This is a genomic window from Solirubrobacter deserti (assembly GCF_027587175.1).
In the GTDB taxonomy this organism is placed as follows: Bacteria; Actinomycetota; Thermoleophilia; order Solirubrobacterales; family Solirubrobacteraceae; genus Solirubrobacter; species Solirubrobacter deserti.
Map to the genome: position 1 here is coordinate 1 of NZ_JAPCID010000085.1, position 17678 is coordinate 17678.

The 17678-nt window shown below is 71.0% G+C and carries 17 protein-coding genes; 12 read left to right on the forward strand and 5 right to left on the reverse strand.

Translation table 11 applies throughout. From position 1 onward, the window contains the following. Positions 1–2300, reverse strand: a 2300-nt coding sequence (locus OJ962_RS32960) for an ATP-binding protein (protein ID WP_270006899.1), incomplete at its 3' end; no start/stop codon positions are given. Between the two features lie 102 nt (positions 2301–2402). Here OJ962_RS32960 and OJ962_RS32965 point away from each other — a divergent pair. Further along, a complete protein-coding gene (locus tag OJ962_RS32965) occupies positions 2403–2936 on the forward strand; it encodes an RICIN domain-containing protein (protein ID WP_202957619.1) in 534 nt (177 codons plus the stop codon). A gap of 45 nt (positions 2937–2981) precedes the next feature. Here the strand turns inward: OJ962_RS32965 and OJ962_RS32970 are convergent, their stop codons facing one another. From OJ962_RS32970 to OJ962_RS32980, 3 genes are read right to left on the reverse strand one after another with little or no spacing between them, the layout of a single operon-like run. Beyond that, entirely contained in the window at positions 2982–3917 is a 936-nt protein-coding gene (locus OJ962_RS32970; RefSeq protein ID WP_202957618.1) for a VOC family protein, read from the reverse strand. After that, positions 3914–4942, reverse strand: coding sequence for a threonine aldolase family protein (locus tag OJ962_RS32975; RefSeq protein WP_202957617.1), 1029 nt, complete (start codon positions 4940–4942; stop codon positions 3914–3916). Before OJ962_RS32975 ends, OJ962_RS32970 begins: the two co-directional genes overlap by 4 nt. A 10-nt stretch (positions 4943–4952) precedes the next feature. Next, on the reverse strand, positions 4953–5891 hold the full coding sequence (locus OJ962_RS32980) for a glycosyl hydrolase (RefSeq protein WP_202957616.1): 939 nt from the start codon (positions 5889–5891) through the stop codon (positions 4953–4955). A gap of 118 nt (positions 5892–6009) precedes the next feature. Between OJ962_RS32980 and uvrC the strand changes: the two genes are divergently transcribed. Both uvrC and rapZ read left to right on the forward strand, forming a co-directional pair. Continuing rightward, positions 6010–7890: an excinuclease ABC subunit UvrC gene (uvrC, locus tag OJ962_RS32985; RefSeq protein ID WP_202957615.1), complete on the forward strand. Its 1881-nt coding sequence runs from the start codon at positions 6010–6012 to the stop codon at positions 7888–7890. 3 nt (positions 7891–7893) lie between these two features. After that, complete coding sequence (gene rapZ, locus OJ962_RS32990) at positions 7894–8823, forward strand: RNase adapter RapZ (protein ID WP_202957614.1); 930 nt, start codon at positions 7894–7896, stop codon at positions 8821–8823. On the opposite strand, the gene OJ962_RS32995 is transcribed toward rapZ, so the two are convergent. Further along, positions 8813–9331, reverse strand: a complete 519-nt coding sequence (locus OJ962_RS32995) for a TetR/AcrR family transcriptional regulator (RefSeq protein ID WP_202957613.1) — start codon at positions 9329–9331, stop codon at positions 8813–8815. The two genes, rapZ and OJ962_RS32995, sit on opposite strands and share 11 nt — an antisense overlap. Before the next feature lie 31 nt (positions 9332–9362). Here OJ962_RS32995 and OJ962_RS33000 point away from each other — a divergent pair, with 31 nt between their 5' ends. The 9 genes from OJ962_RS33000 (at position 9363) to tgt (ending at position 17636) form a co-directional block, all read left to right on the forward strand. Beyond that, positions 9363–10349 carry a medium chain dehydrogenase/reductase family protein gene (locus OJ962_RS33000; protein WP_202957612.1) on the forward strand — a complete coding sequence of 329 codons (987 nt, stop codon included), beginning with the start codon at positions 9363–9365 and terminating at the stop codon, positions 10347–10349. Between the two features lie 51 nt (positions 10350–10400). After that, entirely contained in the window at positions 10401–11408 is a 1008-nt protein-coding gene (gene gap, locus OJ962_RS33005; protein WP_202957611.1) for a type I glyceraldehyde-3-phosphate dehydrogenase, read from the forward strand. Next, a complete protein-coding gene (locus OJ962_RS33010) occupies positions 11395–12522 on the forward strand; it encodes a phosphoglycerate kinase (RefSeq protein ID WP_202957610.1) in 1128 nt (375 codons plus the stop codon). Before gap ends, OJ962_RS33010 begins: the two co-directional genes overlap by 14 nt. Before the next feature lie 67 nt (positions 12523–12589). Further along, on the forward strand, positions 12590–13348 hold the full coding sequence (tpiA, locus tag OJ962_RS33015) for a triose-phosphate isomerase (protein ID WP_202957609.1): 759 nt from the start codon (positions 12590–12592) through the stop codon (positions 13346–13348). Continuing rightward, positions 13345–14832, forward strand: coding sequence for a 2,3-bisphosphoglycerate-independent phosphoglycerate mutase (gene gpmI, locus OJ962_RS33020; RefSeq protein ID WP_202957608.1), 1488 nt, complete (start codon positions 13345–13347; stop codon positions 14830–14832). The genes tpiA and gpmI overlap by 4 nt, the downstream gene beginning before the upstream one ends. A gap of 20 nt (positions 14833–14852) precedes the next feature. Continuing rightward, positions 14853–15224: a hypothetical protein gene (locus OJ962_RS33025; protein WP_202957607.1), complete on the forward strand. Its 372-nt coding sequence runs from the start codon at positions 14853–14855 to the stop codon at positions 15222–15224. A 45-nt stretch (positions 15225–15269) separates the two neighbouring features. Continuing rightward, complete coding sequence (locus OJ962_RS33030) at positions 15270–15740, forward strand: MarR family winged helix-turn-helix transcriptional regulator (RefSeq protein WP_202957606.1); 471 nt, start codon at positions 15270–15272, stop codon at positions 15738–15740. A gap of 153 nt (positions 15741–15893) precedes the next feature. After that, a complete protein-coding gene (locus OJ962_RS33035; RefSeq protein WP_202957605.1) occupies positions 15894–16382 on the forward strand; it encodes an Hsp20/alpha crystallin family protein in 489 nt (162 codons plus the stop codon). Between the two features lie 33 nt (positions 16383–16415). Continuing rightward, on the forward strand, positions 16416–17636 hold the full coding sequence (tgt, locus tag OJ962_RS33040) for a tRNA guanosine(34) transglycosylase Tgt (protein ID WP_270006900.1): 1221 nt from the start codon (positions 16416–16418) through the stop codon (positions 17634–17636). Positions 17637–17678: the final 42 nt, after the last annotated feature.

A 17678-nucleotide genomic window follows, 5' to 3' on the forward strand; every position in this document is an offset into this window, starting at 1 on the left:
GCCGCGGCGGGCGCGTCGCCGCGCGCGAGCGACGCCTCGGCGCGCGCGCAGTCGGCACGCACGCTGACCACGGGCAGCCGGAGATGCTCGGCGCGCGCGGCGGCTTCGTCGGCCCAGCGGTCCGCGTCGGCGAGCCGGCCGGCGGCGACCGCGGCCCGCACGAGCTGGAGGCGGGTCCAGCTCGACAGCGACGGGTCGGTGAGGTCGACCGCCGGACCCGCGGCCGCTTGAAGGTCGTGGATGCAACGCTCCGGGTCGCGTTCGAGCCGCAGCTCGGCGGCGTGGCACACGGCGTGTGCGGTGAACGCGCTCGGCTCCAGGGTCGCGGCCAGCTCGCACGCTTCCTCCGCGGCGCGCTCGGCGGCCACCGCGTCGCCGCGGTGGTGGTGCACGAGGATGCGCTTGCACAGCACGAGCAGCAGCGGGTGCGGCGACGCCTGCAGGCGCACCGCTTCCTCCGCGGCCTCCACCTCGGTCAACGCCGCGTCGAAGTCGAGCAGCAGCGCGAGCGTCCACACGTGCACGACGCGCAGCCACACCAGCACCTGCTCGTGCGGCGTCTCGCGGCAGATCGCGAGCCCGCGCGCGACGATCGACGACGCCTGGCGGTAGTGACCGAGCCGCAGCAGGGCACGCCCGATCTGCGGCAGCGCGGCGACCTGCGCGCTCAGCTCCCGGTCGTCGAGCTCGGCGAGCCGGCCGGCCAGGTCCGTGGGCGAGCGCTCGCCGGTCCAGATCGCCCCGAGCCGCGCCAGCGCCTGCGCGCCGATCCGCAGGACGCGGTCGTCCGCCGTGGCGGCGGCGTGCTCGGCCCACCGGCGCAGCTCGTCGCTGCGCCCCTGCGTCATGGCGTCACACGCCAGCTCGAACGCGAGCGCCGCCTGGGCGGCCGGCGGGGCCACCCGCAGCGCTTCTGACAGACGAGCCCGCGCCCGCGCGTGCCGGCCGAGCGCGATCTCCGCCTGCGCGCAGGCGCTGACGAGCTCGAGCGGCGCGTCGTCCGCCTCCAGCGCCTCGACCAGACAGGCGCGGCTCTCCTCGAGCTGCCCCGCGTTCGCGTAGGCCCGCGCCGCGGGCGCCAGCAGCGGCCCGCGCGCGTCCGCGGGCAGCAGCTCCAGCGCCGCGCCGTACCACTGGGCGGCTGTCGCCGGCGAGGTCGCGGCGGCATGCTCGCCCGCCGCGGTGAGCACCGCGACCGCCGCGCGATCCCCGGCCTGCGCGAAGCGCGTCACGTGGTAGGCGCGCGCCGCGGGCCCGGCGCCACGCCGCGCGAGCGCGTCCGCGACCCGCTGGTGCGCCTGCATCCGCCACCCGGGCGGGGTCTGCTCGTAGATCGCGCGGCGGACGAGCGGATGGCGGAACGCGAACGTCCGCCTGCCCCCGGTCGCGGTGACCAGCTCCGCGGCGGCCAGGGCGTCGAGCGCCGCGGCGGAGTCGACCCGCGCCGCGGCGGAGTCGACCCCCGCCGCGGCGGCCGCCAGCTCCGCCTCGGACGGATCGCGCACCACGGCCGCGCCCGCGGGCAGCGTCCGTGCCTCCGGCGCGAGCGTCTCCAGCTCCAGCGCGACCGCGGCGCTCAGGGTCGCCGGCAGCGCCGCCTGCCCGGCGTGGCGGGCGAGCTCGCGCAGGAACAGGGGGTTGCCGGCGGCTTCGGCGGCGAGGCGCGCGCGCTGCTTCGGGTCCACCGCGGCCAGCATCGCGTACGCGGCGTCGTCCGCGAGCGGGCCGAGCGCCAGGTGCGTGAAGCCGGGCGTCGCCCGCGCCGCGGCCAGCAGCTGCGTCGCCCGCGTGCCCGGGCGCAACGCGAACGCGAGCAGGCACGGCGCGCGTGGGGGACGGCGCAGCAGGTGCAGCACGAACTCGAACGACGCCGCGTCCGCCCAGTGCAGGTCGTCGAGCAGCAGCGTCAGCGGCTGCTCGCGCGCCACCAGCTCGATCAGCGCCCGCAGCGCCCGCAGCTGCAGGAAGCGCTCCGTGGTGCTGGACGCCCCGGCCGCGGGCAGCACGGCGCCCAGCCCTGAGCCGACGGCGGCGAGATCCTCCGGCGCCAGGCCGGCGACGTGGTCGTCGAGCGCGTCGATCACGATCCCGAACGGGACGTCGCGTTCGTGCTCGGCGCCGCGGCCCTCCAGCACCAGGAACCCGTCGCCGCGTGCCCGGCGCGCGGTCTCGGCCAGCACGGCGGTCTTGCCGATCCCGGCCTCGCCGACCACGCCGACCAGCCGCGTCTGGCCGTCGTCGACCTCCGCGGCGGCGGTCGCGAACATCCTCAGCTCCGCCTCGCGCCCGACGACGTCCATGCCGTCACAGACGTCGGCGCGGCGCCGGGCATTCCCGCGCGGGGGACAGTGGCGGGACAGGCGTCCCGGAGCAAGCGCTCAGGATCGGGCGTCTCTCGCACCATGAAGACACCTCGCACGCACCGCACGCTCGCGATCGCCGTCGTCGCCCTGGGCGCCGCCCTCGGCAGCGGCGGAACCGCCGCGGCCAACGGCGTGGCCATCATCCCGAAGGTGGCGCCGAAGGTCGACATGGCGCAGGGCATCTACTTCCAGACCGCGCCGCGCGACTCGTCCCACATCACGACCGCCGAGGTCTGGCGGATCGTGCCGGCGTCGGACGGCTACGTGACCATCCGCAACGGCCACTGGCTCGCCAACGGCGAACAGGTCCTCGACTCCCAGAACACGCACACGGAGCCCCCGGGGCCGGCGGACGCCGGCGAGGGCTCGTTCGCCGGCACCTCGGTGTTCGACGGGAGCGAGTCGCAGCAGTGGAAGATCACCCCGGTGCCCGGCAGCAACACCAGCACGATCACGAACCGCCTCTCCCCCCACCGCAAGCTCACCTACAAGGGCGTCGGCTACTCGCTGCCGTTCGAGCTGCGCGCGAACAGCGGCATGAACGAGTTCGTCCTCAAGCCCGTCGTGCTGTAGCGGCACGCGCCACGGCGCCGGTCTTCACCGGCGCCGTGCCGCGGGCTACGAGGCTTCCGCCGCCGACGGACGCCACTGCCGCACGTCCGGCAGCGGCGTGAGCAGCGGCTCGACCTGCGCGCGCAGGTGCTCGAACTCGGGCGGCAGCGCCAGCGACTCGCCCAGCGACGACGCGGACTCATCCGTGGCGAACCCGGGCCCGATGGTCGCGATCTCGTACAGGATCCCGCCCGGCTCGCGCGAGTAGATCGAGCGGAAGTAGAAGCGGTCGATCACGGGCGTGACCTGCAGGCCGGAGTCGGCGATCCGCGCCCGCCAGGCCTCGTGGTCGTCCATCGGGGAGGCCCATGCGATGTGATGGACCGTGCCCGCGCCCCCGAATCCACGACCCGGCGACGGCTCGAAGACGATCGATCCGCCGCGGGCGGCGCCGCGCGCCTCGAAGGCGTGCTCGCCGACCTCCTCGAACGCCAGCGTCTCCCGCAGGTGCTTCTCGGACTTGCGCGGATCGGCGACCGCCGCGTGCACCTCGTGGAAGCCGAGCAGCGCGTGCTCGGCCGGCACCTCGGTGGAGCCGGCGGCCAGCGGCGGGTCCGGCACCTCGACGACGCGCAGCTCGTGCTGGAGGCCTTCGAAGTCCGCGAACCGCAGCCCGCTTTCCACGCGCGTGCACTCGACGCCCTCGGACCCGAAGCGGTCCTCCCAGAACGCCAGCGTGTCCGCCGAGGCGACCCGGTGCACGATGCGGTGGACCATCCCGGCCCCCGCCCGCCCGGGGCGGGCGTTCGGGTACTCGAAGAACGTCAGGTCCGATCCGGCCGAGCCGTGCTCGTCGGCGTAGAACAGGTGGTAGACCGTCGGATCGTCCTGGTTGACGGACTTCTTGACCAAGCGGAGGCCCAGCAGCCGGACGTAGAAGTCGACGTTGCGGGGCGCGTCGCCGGTGATCGCGGTGATGTGATGAATGCCTTCGAGCTTCATCGCGCGCTGACACGTTCTAGCGCGTCGAGCGCCCGTTGTATTCCGTCGTCGTCGACGTCCAGGTGCGTGACCGCGCGCACCTGCCGCGGCCCCACGGCGCCCATGCGCACCTCGTGCGCCTCCAACTTGGCGCACAGCCCTCCGGGATCGTCGTGCTCGAAGATGACGATGTTGGTCTCGACCGTCGACGGGTCGATCGTCACGCCCGGCAGCGCCGCGAGCCCCTCGGCAAGCCGTCGGGCGCGCGCGTGATCCTCGGCCAGCCGGTCCACGTGATGGTCGAGCGCGTACAGCGCGCCCGCCGCGACGATCCCCGCCTGGCGCAGCGCGCCGCCGAGCATCTGCTTGTACCGCCACGCCTCGTCGATCAGCTCCGCCGACCCCGCCAGCACGGCGCCCAGCGGCGCTCCGAGACCCTTCGTGAAGTCCAGCCACGCGGTGTCGAACCCGCGCGTCATCTCCGCCGCGGGCACGCCCGAGGCGACGACCGCGTTCATCAGCCGCGCGCCGTCCATGTGCAGCCGCAGGCCGGCGTCGCGCGCCGCCTCGACGACGTCCCGCAGCTGCTCGAGCGGCCACACGCGCCCGCCGGACATGTTCGTCGTCTGCTCGACGCACACGAGACGTGACCGCGGCGCGTAGCGATCGCCGGGCCGCCGCAGCGCGCGGCGCACGTCTTCGCCCGTGAACATGCCCAACGGCGTGTCCAGCGGGTACATCATCGCGCCCGCGAACGCCGCCGGCCCGCCGGCCTCGGCGATGATCGGGTGCGACCGGCGATGCAGGATCGCCTCGTCGCCTCCGGGACGGATGTGGAGCCGGAACGCGATCTCGTTGCACATCGTTCCGGACGGCAGGAAGACGGCCGCTTCCATGCCCAGCAGGGCAGCGACCCGTGAGCACAGCTCCGTGACCTGCGGATCCTCGAAGCGCTGCTCGTCACCCACTTCCGCCTCCGCCATGGCGGTGCGCATGGCGGAGGTCGGACGGGTCTGCGTGTCTGAGTACAGGTTGACCAGGGCCAAGCCCTGGAAACTACTTGAGGCGCTTCGCGGCGTACTTCTGGAACTGCTCGAGCGCGGGGCGCGGCGAGCCGTCCGGGTTCACCAGGCCGGAGTCCCAGTTGCCCGTCTCACCGAACCAGCGGTAGACGTACAGGCGCGTGAGCTTGGACTTGTAGCCGCGCTTCTTCGCGTCGTAGCGGTCGGCCAGCGTGAACATGTACTTGGTGGAGGACGCGGCGCGCGTGGCGCTCGTCGGGAAGTCCGGCGCGAACGTCGTGATGCCGCCCGTCTCGGTCAGCCAGACCTCGCCGGGGACGGTCTTCAGGACGGTCGTCAGGCCCTTGGACTGGCGGCGGTTGACGTCCTTGTAGTTGTGCAGGCCCCAGATCCGCCCCTTGTTCTTGGAGTAGCGGATGAAGTCGGTCAGCCACTTCTTGACCGTGCTCTGGTCGAGCACGTCGGCGGCCATCACCTTGCACTTGGACCCGCACACGCTGCGCAGGGTCGAGTAGTACTGGGCGGCGCGCTTCGGGCTCTTGGCGGTCGGCTGCGAGACGTGGTTGGCCTCGTTCCAGGGCGCGTAGGTCTTGATCCACGAGTGCTCGCGGCGGAACGTGGAGACCGCCTTCCTGTAGGCGCTCGTCGAGGGCGCGCGGCAGGCGGACGACTTGGAGTAGGTCCGGCCGTTCCAGCAGCCGCGGCGGGCGGTGAACATCAGGAGGACGTCCTGGTTCGCGGCACGCGCGGTGGCCAGGAAGTGTTCGACCTCCGCCTTCTGCGCGGGCTCGGAGGCGTAGTCCCACGGGACGATGTAGCGGATGCGCTTGAGCTTCAACGCCTGCCACGAAGGCTGGCTGAAGACCGCTGCATTCTGCTCACTCAGACCGACCCGGTAGTTGGCGGAAGCCGGAGCGCACATGGCGAGGGCCGCGATCGCGGCGACGACGAGTGTCGTTCTCGTTCGGTGCATACGGTCACCAACCACTAGCAGCACGTCGAGTTGCGGACCATGCCGCGATGACCACGCGCCCGGCGAAGCCGGCCGCGGGCATATAGCGCGGCCCTCGTACGATCTGTTGCAGGACCTGATGGCAGTTCAAACGGAATCCGAACGCCTTCGCGAGCAGCGCCTGTCGCTGCCGGATCAGCCCGGCGTGTACGTGTTCCGCGACCAACGCGGCAAGGTCATCTACGTCGGCAAGGCCAAGTCGATCCGCAAGCGCGTCGCGAGCCACTTCTCGAACCCGACGATGTACGGGACGACGGCGCTGACGTCGGAGATCGCCGACATCCAGCCCCTCGTCGTCGTGACCGAGTCCGAGGCGCTGCTCACCGAGCAGAACTTCATCAAGCAGTACAAGCCGAAGTTCAACATCCGGCTGCGCGACGACAAGTCGTACCCGTACATCGCGATCAGCCTCGACGAGGACTTTCCGCGCGTCTACTTCACCCGCGAGAAGCACAAGAGCAAGCGCGCCTACTTCGGCCCGTACTCGTCGGCCAAGCGCGTGCGCAACACGCTCGACCTGCTCGGCAAGATCTTCCTGTTCCGTTCCTGCGAGGGCCCCGAGCCCGGCCGCCACTCCGGCTCGCCGTGCCTGGACTACTACATCAAGCGCTGCGGAGCACCCTGCGTGGGCTACGTCTCCAAGGAGGAGTACCGCGAGGGGATCGACGGCGTGGTCGCGTTCCTGTCGGGCCGTTTCAAGCAGATCGAGCGCGACCTCGAGAAGAAGATGTACTTCGCGGCGGGCGAGCAGGACTACGAGCAGGCGACGATCGAGCGCAACCGCCTGCAGGCCGTCAAGGCGCTGCTGGAGCGCCAGCGCGTGGCCGAGGGCGGCGCCGGCACCTATGACGCGGTCGCGGTCGCCGTCGAGGGCACCGAGGCCAACGCGCAGGTCTTCCAGGTGCGCGACGGCGTGCTGAGCGACCGCCAGTCCTTCTACCTGGACAACCAGGCCGAGCAGGACCCGGCGATCGTCACCGAGGAGTTCATGCTCCAGTTCTACGCGAGCGCGCTGAGCATCCCGTCGCTGATCGTCGTGCCCGGGTTCATGGCCGAGGGCTCCGAGCTCGGCGTGCTCGGCCAGCTGCTCGGCGAGCGACGGGGCAGCAACGTCGAGATCCGCGCGTCCGAGCGCGGCGGCAAGCGCCGCATCCTCGATCTGGCCGAGCGCAACGCCAAGCTCGCGCTCGACCAGGAGAAGCTCAAGGCCGAGCGCAAGCGCCAGCAGCGCGTGGACTCGCTCAACGGGCTTCAGAGCGCGCTGGACCTGAGCGCGATCCCCGTGCGCATCGAGTGCTTCGACATCTCGCACGTCGGCGGCACGCACACCGTGGCCTCGATGGTCGTGTTCGAGGGCGGCGCGCCGAAGAAGAGCGATTACCGGCGCTTCACGATCCGCTCGCACGACGGCAACGACGATTTTGCCTCGATGAACGAGGTCCTGGGGCGGCGGTACGCGCAGTGGGAGAAGCAGAACGAGAAGTCGCCCTACGACGCGGATCGCGACGCGTCGTTCGCCGCCCTGCCGAACCTCGTGGTGATCGACGGCGGCAAGGGCCAGCTGAGCGCGGGCCTGCCGCCGCTGCAGGGCTTCCGCGACCGCGGCGTGGCGGTGGTCTCATTGGCCAAGCGGATCGAGGAGGTCTTCCTCCCGGGCGTGCCGAATCCCGTGCTGATGGCCCACGAGACGCCGGAGCTGCAGCTGCTCCAGCGCATCCGGGACGAGGCGCACCGCTTCGCCATCACCCATCACCGCATCCGGCGTGACAAGGCGATGACCGAGTCGATCATGGACGAGCTCCCGGGCATCGGCCCGGCACGCAAGCGTGCGCTGCTGAAACACTTCGGGTCGCCCGAGGCGGTGCTCGGTGCCTCGCGAGAGGATCTGGAACAAGTGCCGGGATTCCCACAGAAGGTCGCGCGCGACCTGTACGCCCACCTCAACAAGACGGGACGCTGACCCGTGGCCAACGCCGTTCGCGACCAGAGGCTGGACGGCCGCCGGCCCGGGTCGAACCTCGAGGACCTGGTGGTCATCTCCGGCCTCTCGGGCGCCGGCAAGTCGAGCGCGATGAACGTGTTCGAGGACGCGGGCTACTTCTGCGTGGACAACCTCCCCGCGTCGATGATCCGCTCGCTGTCGGAGCTGTTCATGCACGAGGGCTCGAAGGTGGAGCGCGCCGCGGTGGTGTGCGACTCACGCGGCGGTGAGTACCTCGCCGAGCTCGCGGGGGTGATCGACCAGCTCGCCGAAGCCGGCGTCGTGCACCGCGTCGTGTTCCTCACCGCGGACGAGCAGGCGCTCGTCACGCGCTACAAGGAGACGCGCCGGCGCCACCCGCTGTCCCCGCACGGCAGCGTCGTGGACGGCATCCGCGCCGAGCTCGAGCTGCTCGAGCCCGTGCGCCAGCGCGCGGACATCGTGATCGACACGAGCGGGCTGAGCGCCGCGGCGCTGCGGCGCAAGGTCGCCGACGAGCTGCTGGAGCCCTCCACGCCGGGCAAGCTCGCGGTCACCTTCACGTCGTTCGGGCACAAGCACGGCCCGCCGCGCGACGCCGATCTCGCGTTCGACGTGCGCTTCCTCCCGAACCCGCACTACGACGCCGACCTGCGGCCGCTGACGGGCTTCGACCAGCGGATCGTGGACTACGTCGGCCGCGACGGCCGCCTGGAGGAGTTCTACGGCTACGTCAAGCCGCTGCTCGAGTTCCTGCTCCCGCAGTACGTGACCGAGGGCAAGGCGCACCTGATGGTCGCGATCGGCTGCACGGGCGGCCGCCACCGCTCCGTGGCGATCACCGAGCACCTGGCCGCGCACTTCCGGGACCGGCCGGAGTACTTCGTCGAGGTCGCGCACCGCGACGTCGACCGCTTGCCGATCAAGCGGTGACGGCTTCGAACAGCTTGTCCGCGTCGAGGCCCATCGACGCGAAGTTGCCCTCGATCTCCAGCAGCACGTGGCCGTGCATCCGTGACCACAGCGTCACGGCGCGTTCGGCGTCCACGTAGCGGAGCAGGACGTCCATCGACCGCTTGGCGGCGGCGACCAGCGACGGCTGGTGCGGGTCGTAGCCCGGCCATGGTGCGCTGAACAGCAGCCGGTAGCGGTGTGGTTGCGCGCGCGCCCACGCGCGATACGCGCGCGCGAGGGTTTCGAGATCGGTCGCCGGCTCGAGCACGTCCGCGAGGTCGTCGTACGCGTCGACGACGAGCGCGGTCAGCAGCGCGTCCCGGCTGGAGAAGTAGCGGTAGAGCGCCGGGCCGCTCACGCCGAGCTCGCGCGCGATCGCGTTGAGCGCCACCGCCGCCGGCCCGCCCGACTTCAGCTGCGTCAGCGCGACGCGCTTTACGGCTGCCCGTACCTGTTCGCCGCGATCGTTGGTTAGAGTCTCTAACATCAGTTAGAGCATATAACACGGAGGCGACGACATGCAGGCACTGCAGATGGAGATGGCGGCGAGGGGCGAGTTCCCGCAGGCCCGGACGCGCGAGCTGCCCGCGCCCCGACCGGATCAGGTGCTGGTGCGGGTGGAGGCGAGCGGCGTCTCGTTCGCCGAGCAGCAGATGCGCCGCGGCAAGTACTACGACCAGCCGAAGTTCCCGTTCGTGCCGGGTTATGACCTGGTCGGCATGGCGGAGGGACGACGCGTGGCGGCGCTCACCAAGGTCGGCGGCTGGGCCGACCACGTCGTGCTCGACCGCGCCGATCTGGTCCCGGTGCCGGACGGCGTGAGCGCCGAGGCGGCGGAGACCGTCGTCGTCAACGGCCTCACGGCCTACCGGATGCTGCACCAGGTGGCCAAGGTCAAGCGCGGCCAGACGATCGTCGTGCTCGGCGCGTCGGGCGGCGTCGGCACGACGCTCGTCCAGCTGGCGAGACACGCCGGCATCGAGGTCATCGGCACGTCCGGCCCGAAGCAGCTCGAGCAGGTCCGCGCCATGGGCGCGACCGTGATCGACCACCGCAACGAGGACGTCGCGGCCCGCGTGCGCGCGCTCGCGCCGAACGGCGTCGCGGCCGTCTTCGACCACGTCGGCGGGGCGGGCATCGACGACTCCTGGCGGATGCTGGGCAAGGGCGGCACGCTGGTCTCCTACGGCACCGCCTCGACCCGCGACGTGCCGGGCAATCCCGCGCTCCCGGTGCTGAAGCTGATCGCCAAGCTGCAGGTTTGGAACGCCCTGCCAAACGGGCGTCGCGCGACCTTCTTCAACCTCTGGGCGGGGTATCGCCGGCGTGACCGCTTCCGCGCCCGGCTGCGCGCCGACCTGATCACCGTGTTCGAGTTGCTGCGCGACGGCGTGATCGAGCCGCAGATCGCCGCCCGCTACCCGCTCGAGCAGGCCGCCGAGGCGCTGCGCTTCGCCGAGGCGGGCGGATTCCATGGAAAGGTTGTGATCGTCCCGGGGTCATAACGCCGCGTTCGGTAGCCTGACCCCCCGTTTTCAACGGGAAAGGGATCGAGAATGGCTGTACGTGTCGGCATCAACGGCTTCGGCCGGATCGGCCGCAACGTCTTCCGCGCCGCCGTCGAAGGAGGCGCTGACATCGAGGTCGTCGCCGTCAACGACCTCACGGACGCGGCGACGCTGGCTCACCTGCTCAAGTACGACTCGGTCTTCGGTCCGTTCCCGGGCGAGGTGTCCGTCAGCGGTACCTCCCTCGTGGTCAACGGCAACGAGATCAAGGTCCTGAGCGAGACCGACCCGGCCAACCTGGGCTGGGGCGACCTCAACGTCGACGTCGTGATCGAGTCCACGGGCCGCTTCACCAAGCGCGACGACGCCGCCAAGCACCTCACGGCGGGCGCCAAGAAGGTCATCATCTCGGCGCCGGCGACCGAGCCGGACGCGACCGTCGTCCTCGGCGTGAACTTCGACGAGGTCTACGACGCCGACAAGCACGACGTCATCTCCAACGCGTCGTGCACGACGAACTGCCTCGCGCCGGTCGCCAAGGTCCTCAACGACCTGGTCGGCATCGAGAAGGGCCTGATGACGACGATCCACGCCTACACGGCGGATCAGCGCCTCCAGGACGCCCCCCACAAGGACCTGCGCCGCGCGCGGGCCGCCGCGGTCAACCTCGTGCCGGCCTCCACGGGCGCCGCGAAGGCCATCGGCCTCGTCATCCCGGAGCTCAACGGCAAGCTGCACGGCTTCGCGGTGCGCGCCCCCGTCCCCACGGGCTCCGTCGTGGACCTCACGATCGTCGCCGGCCGTGACACCACCGTCGAGGAGATCAACGAGGCCGTCAAGGCCGCCTCGGGCGACGGCATCCTGCGCTACACGGAGGACCCGATCGTTTCCTCCGACATCGTCAAGGACCCGCACAGCTCGATCTTCGACGCCCAGCTGACGTCCGTGCTCCAGGGCAACCTGGTCAAGGTCGTCACCTGGTACGACAACGAGTGGGGCTACTCCAACCGCGTTGTGGACCTCGCCCAGAAGGTGCTGGTGCGTGCGCACGCTTGATGATCTGGACGTCGCCGGGAAGCGCGTCCTGGTCCGCGTGGACTTCAACGTCCCGCTCGACGAGGACCGCAACATCACCGACGACGCCAGAATCCAGGCGGCGCTGCCCACACTGAAGGAGCTGCGCGAGAAGGGGGCGAGCGGTCTCGTGCTGCTCGCCCACCTGGGCCGGCCCAAGGGCCGCGACGAGAAGTTCTCGCTCAAGCCGGCCGCTGACCGGCTGGGCGAGCTGCTCGGCGTGGACGTGGTGCTCCAGCCCGAGCTCGAAGACACGAACGGCGAGATCGTGATGATCGAGAACGTCCGCTTCTTCGAGGGCGAGACCAAGAACGACGAGGACCTCGCCAAGCAGTACGCGGCGCTGGCCGACGTCTACGTCAACGACGCGTTCGGCGCGGCGCATCGCGCGCACGCCTCCACGGAGGCGGTCGCGCACCTGCTGCCGTCGGCTGCGGGGCGTCTGCTCGAGCGTGAGGTCTCCACGCTCAACGGCATCCTCGAGGACCCGAAGCGCCCGCTCGTCGCGGTCGTCGGCGGCGCGAAGGTGACGGACAAGATCGGCGTGCTCGAGGCGTTCCTCGACAAGGCCGACACGGTCCTGATCGGCGGCGCGATGTGCTTCCCGTTCTTCAAGGCCCAGGGCCACGACGTCGGGTCCTCGCTGTGCGAGGAGGAGGGCCTGGAGCCCGCCAAGGCGCTGCTCGGCAACGCCAAGCTCGAGCTGCCGACCGACCTCGTGCTCGGCCGCGAGTTCAAGGCCGACACCGAGGTGCAGGCCCTGGACGGCATCGATGTCGAGGACGGCTGGATGGGCCTCGATGTCGGCCCGGGAACGGCCGAGCGCTACGGCTCGATCATCGCCGGTGCGGGCACGGTGTTCTGGAACGGCCCGATGGGCGCGTTCGAGCTCGAGCCGTTCGCCGCGGGCACCAAGGCCGTCGCCGAGGCGATGGCCGCGACGGAAGCCACCACCGTCGTCGGTGGCGGTGACTCGGCCGCGGCGCTGGCCCAGTTCGGGCTGGCCGACCGCGTCTCGCATCTCTCCACGGGCGGCGGTGCTTCCTTGGAGCTCATCGAGGGGAAGGAACTCCCGGGAGTGAAGGCGCTGTCATGAGAATCCGCGAAGCGATGCTGAAAGCGACCGCCAAGCCGGCCCTCGCCGCGAGTGGCGGTGGTCGCCCATGAGCCGTAAACCGTTCATCGCGGGCAACTGGAAGCTGAACAACACGATCGCCGAGGCGGAGGAGCTGATCCAGGCGCTGCTGCCCCGGGTCGGCGCCGTCGAGGACGTCGACGTCGTCGTGGCGCCGTCGTTCCTGGCGCTGTCGGCGGTCGTGGACAGCGCTCGCGGGAGCGCCGTGCAGGTCTACGCGCAGAACATGCACGAGAAGGACTCGGGCGCGTTCACCGGCGAGGTGTCGGCCCCGATGCTGGCCGAGATCGACGTCGCCGGGGTGATCGTCGGCCACTCCGAGCGCCGGCAGTACTTCGGCGAGACCGACCGAGCGCTCCAGCTGAAGGTCCCGCGGGCGCTGGAGGCGGGGCTGATCCCGATCCTCTGCGTCGGTGAGACCGAGGAGGAGCGCGAGCAGGGCGACACGGAGCGGCGCCTCCGTCACCAGGTCCAGGAGGGACTGGAGAAGGTGCCGGTCGAGCGGCTGCACGAGGTCGTCGTGGCCTATGAGCCCGTGTGGGCCATCGGCACGGGCCTGGCGGCCACGACCGAGCAGGCGCAGGAGACGTGCGGCTTCGTCCGGGCGCTGGTGCAGGGCTTCGACAAGGAGGCCGGCAACCAGGTGCGCGTGCTCTACGGCGGCTCGCTGAAGCCCGACAACGCGGCCGAGATCCTGTCGCAGCCGGACATCGACGGGGCCCTGGTGGGCGGCGCGTCGCTGGACGCCGAGTCGTTCGCCGCGATCGTCGAGGCCGCGCGCGCATGACCGTCCCGCACGTCGCGCTCATCGTCCTGGACGGCTGGGGGCTCGCCCCCGACGGTCCGGGCAACGCCGTGTCGCTGGCGAAGACGCCGGTGTTCGACGAGCTGTGGTCGTCCAAGCCGCACACGCAGCTGACCGCGATGGGGCCGAGCGTCGGGCTGCCCGAGGGGCAGATGGGCAACTCCGAGGTCGGTCACCTGAACCTCGGCGCGGGCGCGATCGTGCCGCAGGACCTCGCGCGCATCGACACGGCGGTGTCCGACGGGTCGCTCGCGGAGAACGACGTGCTGCAGGCGGCGCTGCGTGACGCTCCGCGAGTCCATCTCATCGGGCTCGTGAGCGACGGCGGCGTGCACTCCAGCGACCGGCACCTGAAGGCGCTGATCGAGCTGGCGGGTGAGGGCGTGATCGTGCACGCCTTCACCGACGGGCGCGACACGTCGCCCAAGGGCGGCGCGAAGTACCTCGCCGACGTGGAGTCGTGGGGCGGGCGCGTGGGATCCGTGATCGGGCGCTACTTCGCCATGGACCGCGACAAGCGCTGGGACCGCGTGCAGAAGGCCTACGACCTGCTCGTGCACGGCAAGGCCGAGCACCACGTGAACTCCGCGGCGGAAGCGGCCACGGCCGCCTACGAGCGCGAGGAGACGGACGAGTTCATCACGGCGACGATCGTCGGCGACGGCGACGAGACCCGCATCCGTCCCGGCGACTCGGTGATCGCGTTCAACTTCCGGCCCGACCGGATGCGCGAGATCACGCTCGCGCTGTGCGAACCGGAGTTCTCCGAGATCGACCGGGGCGGGGCGCAGGTGATCGACCGCTACATCACCCTCGCCGAGTACGACGAGGACTGGAACTATCCGGTCGTGTTCCCGCCCAAGCGGCCGGAGGTCACGATCGGCTCGGTGATCGCCGGCGCCGGCCTCGGACAGCTGCACGTCGCCGAGACCGAGAAGTACCCGCACGTGACGTACTTCTTCAACGGCGGCGAGGAGAAGCCGTACGAGGGTGAGGTGCGCGAGCTCGTGCCGTCCCCGCGCGACGTGCCCACCTACGACCACAAGCCGGAGATGGCGGCGGTCGAGGCCGCGGACGCCTTCGTCAAGCACTTCTCCGAGGACAAGCCCGCGTTCGCGATCATCAACTTCGCGAATCCGGACATGGTCGGGCACACGGGCGTGATCGAGGCGGCGGTGAAGGCCGTCGAGACGGTCGACACCCAGCTCGGGCGCGTGGTGGAGGCGGTTCACGCCGCGGGCGGCGCCTGCATCGTCACCGCCGATCACGGCAACTGCGACCACATGCTCAACGAGGACGGCTCGCCGAACACGGCCCACTCGCTGAACCCGGTGCCGTTCATCGTCACCGCGGGCGCGTCGTCCCTGGACGGCGAGGGCATCCTGGCGGACGTGGCGCCGACGGCGCTCGAGCTGCTGGGGATCGAGCCACCGGCGGAGATGACGGGCCGCTCGCTGCTGGGCTGAGCGAGCGGACGCGGCAGCGGATGAGCCGGAGGGCGCTGACGCTGTTCCTGATCTCCACGGGGCTCGGGCTCGCCTACTGGCTGACCGAGCCCGGGCCTCCGTGGACGGTCATGATCGCGTTGGGGGTGGGAGTGTCGTTCCCGCTGCTGGGCTGGCTCGGAGGGCTGCCCGGGGCCGCTTTGGGCGTGGTCGCGGCCGCGATCCCGCTCGTGGCCTTCACGGCGGTCAACGGCACTTGGGGCTCACCTCCGGACCCGCCCGGTGGGTGCGACCCCAGCTGCGGCATAGGCTTCCTCGGCAGCCTGATCCTGCTGCTGCCGCCCGCGGCGCTGCTGGCATTGGCGGGTGTGGCGGCGCGCACGATCGTCGCACGCGCGCGCCGGCCCGGATAGCGTGTCGGTTGTCCGCGCAACTAGGCGCCGCTACACTCCCTTGACATGGCGGTACCAGAGACACGCGTAGACCTGACGGAGACGGAGCTTGCGGCCTGGCGGGGGCTGCTGCGAGTGCACACGGCCCTGGTGAAGGCGCTGGACGCGGAGTTGGCTGCCGCGCACGACCTTCCGCTGAGCTCGTATGAAGTGCTGATCACCCTGGAGTCCGCGCCGGACCGCAAGCGCCGGATGGCTGAGCTGGCCGACTCCGTGCTGCTCTCGCGTTCCGGGATGACGCGCCTCGTCGACCGGCTCGAGAAGGAGGAGCTGCTGGTGCGCGACACGTGCACCGACGACGGCCGCGGCTGCTTCGCGGTGCTCACCGACAAGGGCGCGGAGCTGCTCGAGCGCGCCCGCCCGACCCACCTCGAGGGCGTGCGCCAGCGCTTTTTGTCGCACTTCTCCGAGGACGAGCTGCGCACCTTCGCCGGCGCCTGGGAGCGCGTGCTGCCCGGCGCTGCCGCCACCGACTGACCCGCCGCCGACCGCTCTGCCGGGACGAGCCGCCTTCGGGCGGCTCTCGTCGTTTAAGGAATCTTTTAGCCTCCCAGACTTGATAGACATCGACTGAGATTTCTATACTTGCGGCCATCAGGTTTCACGCCGAGTCACGTGGAGGATCGAGATATGGCCATCGTTCGCTGGGAACCGCTTCGTGAGTTCGCGACGCTGCAGAACGAGATGAACCGCCTGTTCGGCACCGTGTTCGACGCGCCGGTGCAGGGCAACGGCGGCACGATGCGCCGCTGGATGCCGGCCATGGACCTCGTCGAGACCGAGGGCCACTTCGTCCTGACCGCCGACCTGCCCGGGCTGTCGGAGGAGGACGTCAACATCGAGGTCGAGGACCGCGTCCTCACCGTCTCGGGTGAGCGCAAGGCCACGCACGAGGTGACGAAGGACGGCTTCCACCGCGTCGAGCGCGCGTTCGGCTCCTTCTCGCGCTCGCTGACGCTGCCCGAGGGCATCAAGCCGGAGGCCGTGGAGGCCAGCTTCGACCGCGGCGTGCTCGAGGTCCGCATCCCGAAGCCCGAGCAGCCCAAGCCGCGCAAGATCTCGATCGCCCCGAAGACGATCGAGGCCAAGTCCTCCGACGCCGAGCCGGCCTCCGCGTAAGGCTCAGTCACACCCCGCGAGGGCGGCGCTAACGTGGCCGCCCTCGTGTTCTCCATCCGCACCAGAGATCCGGGCTCCTACGCCCGTACCGGCACCCTTCGCCTCGCGCACGGTGAGGTCCGCACCCCGGCGTTCGTGCCGCTGGCCACCAAGGCCGTCGTCAAGACCCTCGAAGTGCGCGAGGCCGCCGAGCTCGGCTACGACATGGTGCTCGGGAACACGTTCCACCTGTTCCTGACGCCCGGCCACGAGCTGATCAAGCGCTTCGGCGGCCTGCACGAGTTCCAGCGCTGGGACAAGCCGATCATCACCGACTCCGGCGGGTTCCAGGTCTTCTCGATGGGCCACGGCACCGTGGCCGACGAGATCAAGGGTCGCCAGGCGCAGTTCGTCGGCGAGCGCTCCGGCGCGATCCTCAAGATCGAGGAGGAGGGCGTGACGTTCCGCTCCTACCTCGACGGCTCGACGCAGTTCATGGGGCCGGAGACCTCGATGGAGGTCCAGGCCGCGCTGCGCAGCGACATCGCGCTCGTGTTCGACGAGTGCACGCCCTTCCACGGCGGCCGCGACTACACCGCCCGCTCCACGGAGCGCACGCACCGATGGCTGGACCGCTGCATCGACTGGCACTCTAAGCATGGACCTGAGGGTCAGACTGTGTACGGAATCGTCCAGGGCGGGGTGGAGGAGGACCTGCGCCGCGCCTCCGCCCAGGCGGTCGCCGCGCGCGAGTACCTCGGCGGCATCGCCATCGGCGGCACGCTCGGCGAGACCAAGGACCAGATGTTCACCGTCGTCGAGTGGACGATCGAGGAGCTGCCGGAGGCCAAGCCCCGCCACCTGCTCGGGATCGGTGAGGTCGACGATCTCGTGCGCGGCGTCGAGCTCGGCATCGACACCTTCGACTGCGCGATGCCGACGCGGATCGGCCGCCACGGCATGGCCGTCGTCCCCGACCCGGCCAAGCGCTGGCGCGTCGACCTCGCCAAGGCCCGCTGGAAGCAGTCCGAAGAGCCGCTGTGCGAGGGCTGCCCGTGCCCGGCCTGCGAGCCGGGCTACTCGCGTGCCTACATCCACTACCTGTTCAAGGCTCAGGAGCAGACCGCGATGCGCCTGCTCACGATCCACAACCTCGCCTACCTGCAGCGCCTGATGGCCGAGCTGCGCGACGCGATCGACGAGAACCGCCTGCCCGCGGCGGCGAGGGCCGTGCGCGACGGGGCCGCGCCGTGGGAGCTCGCGGCGGCGCGATGAGCGGCGCGGGCGGCCGCGACGAGGCCGCGGCGGGCGGCGAGG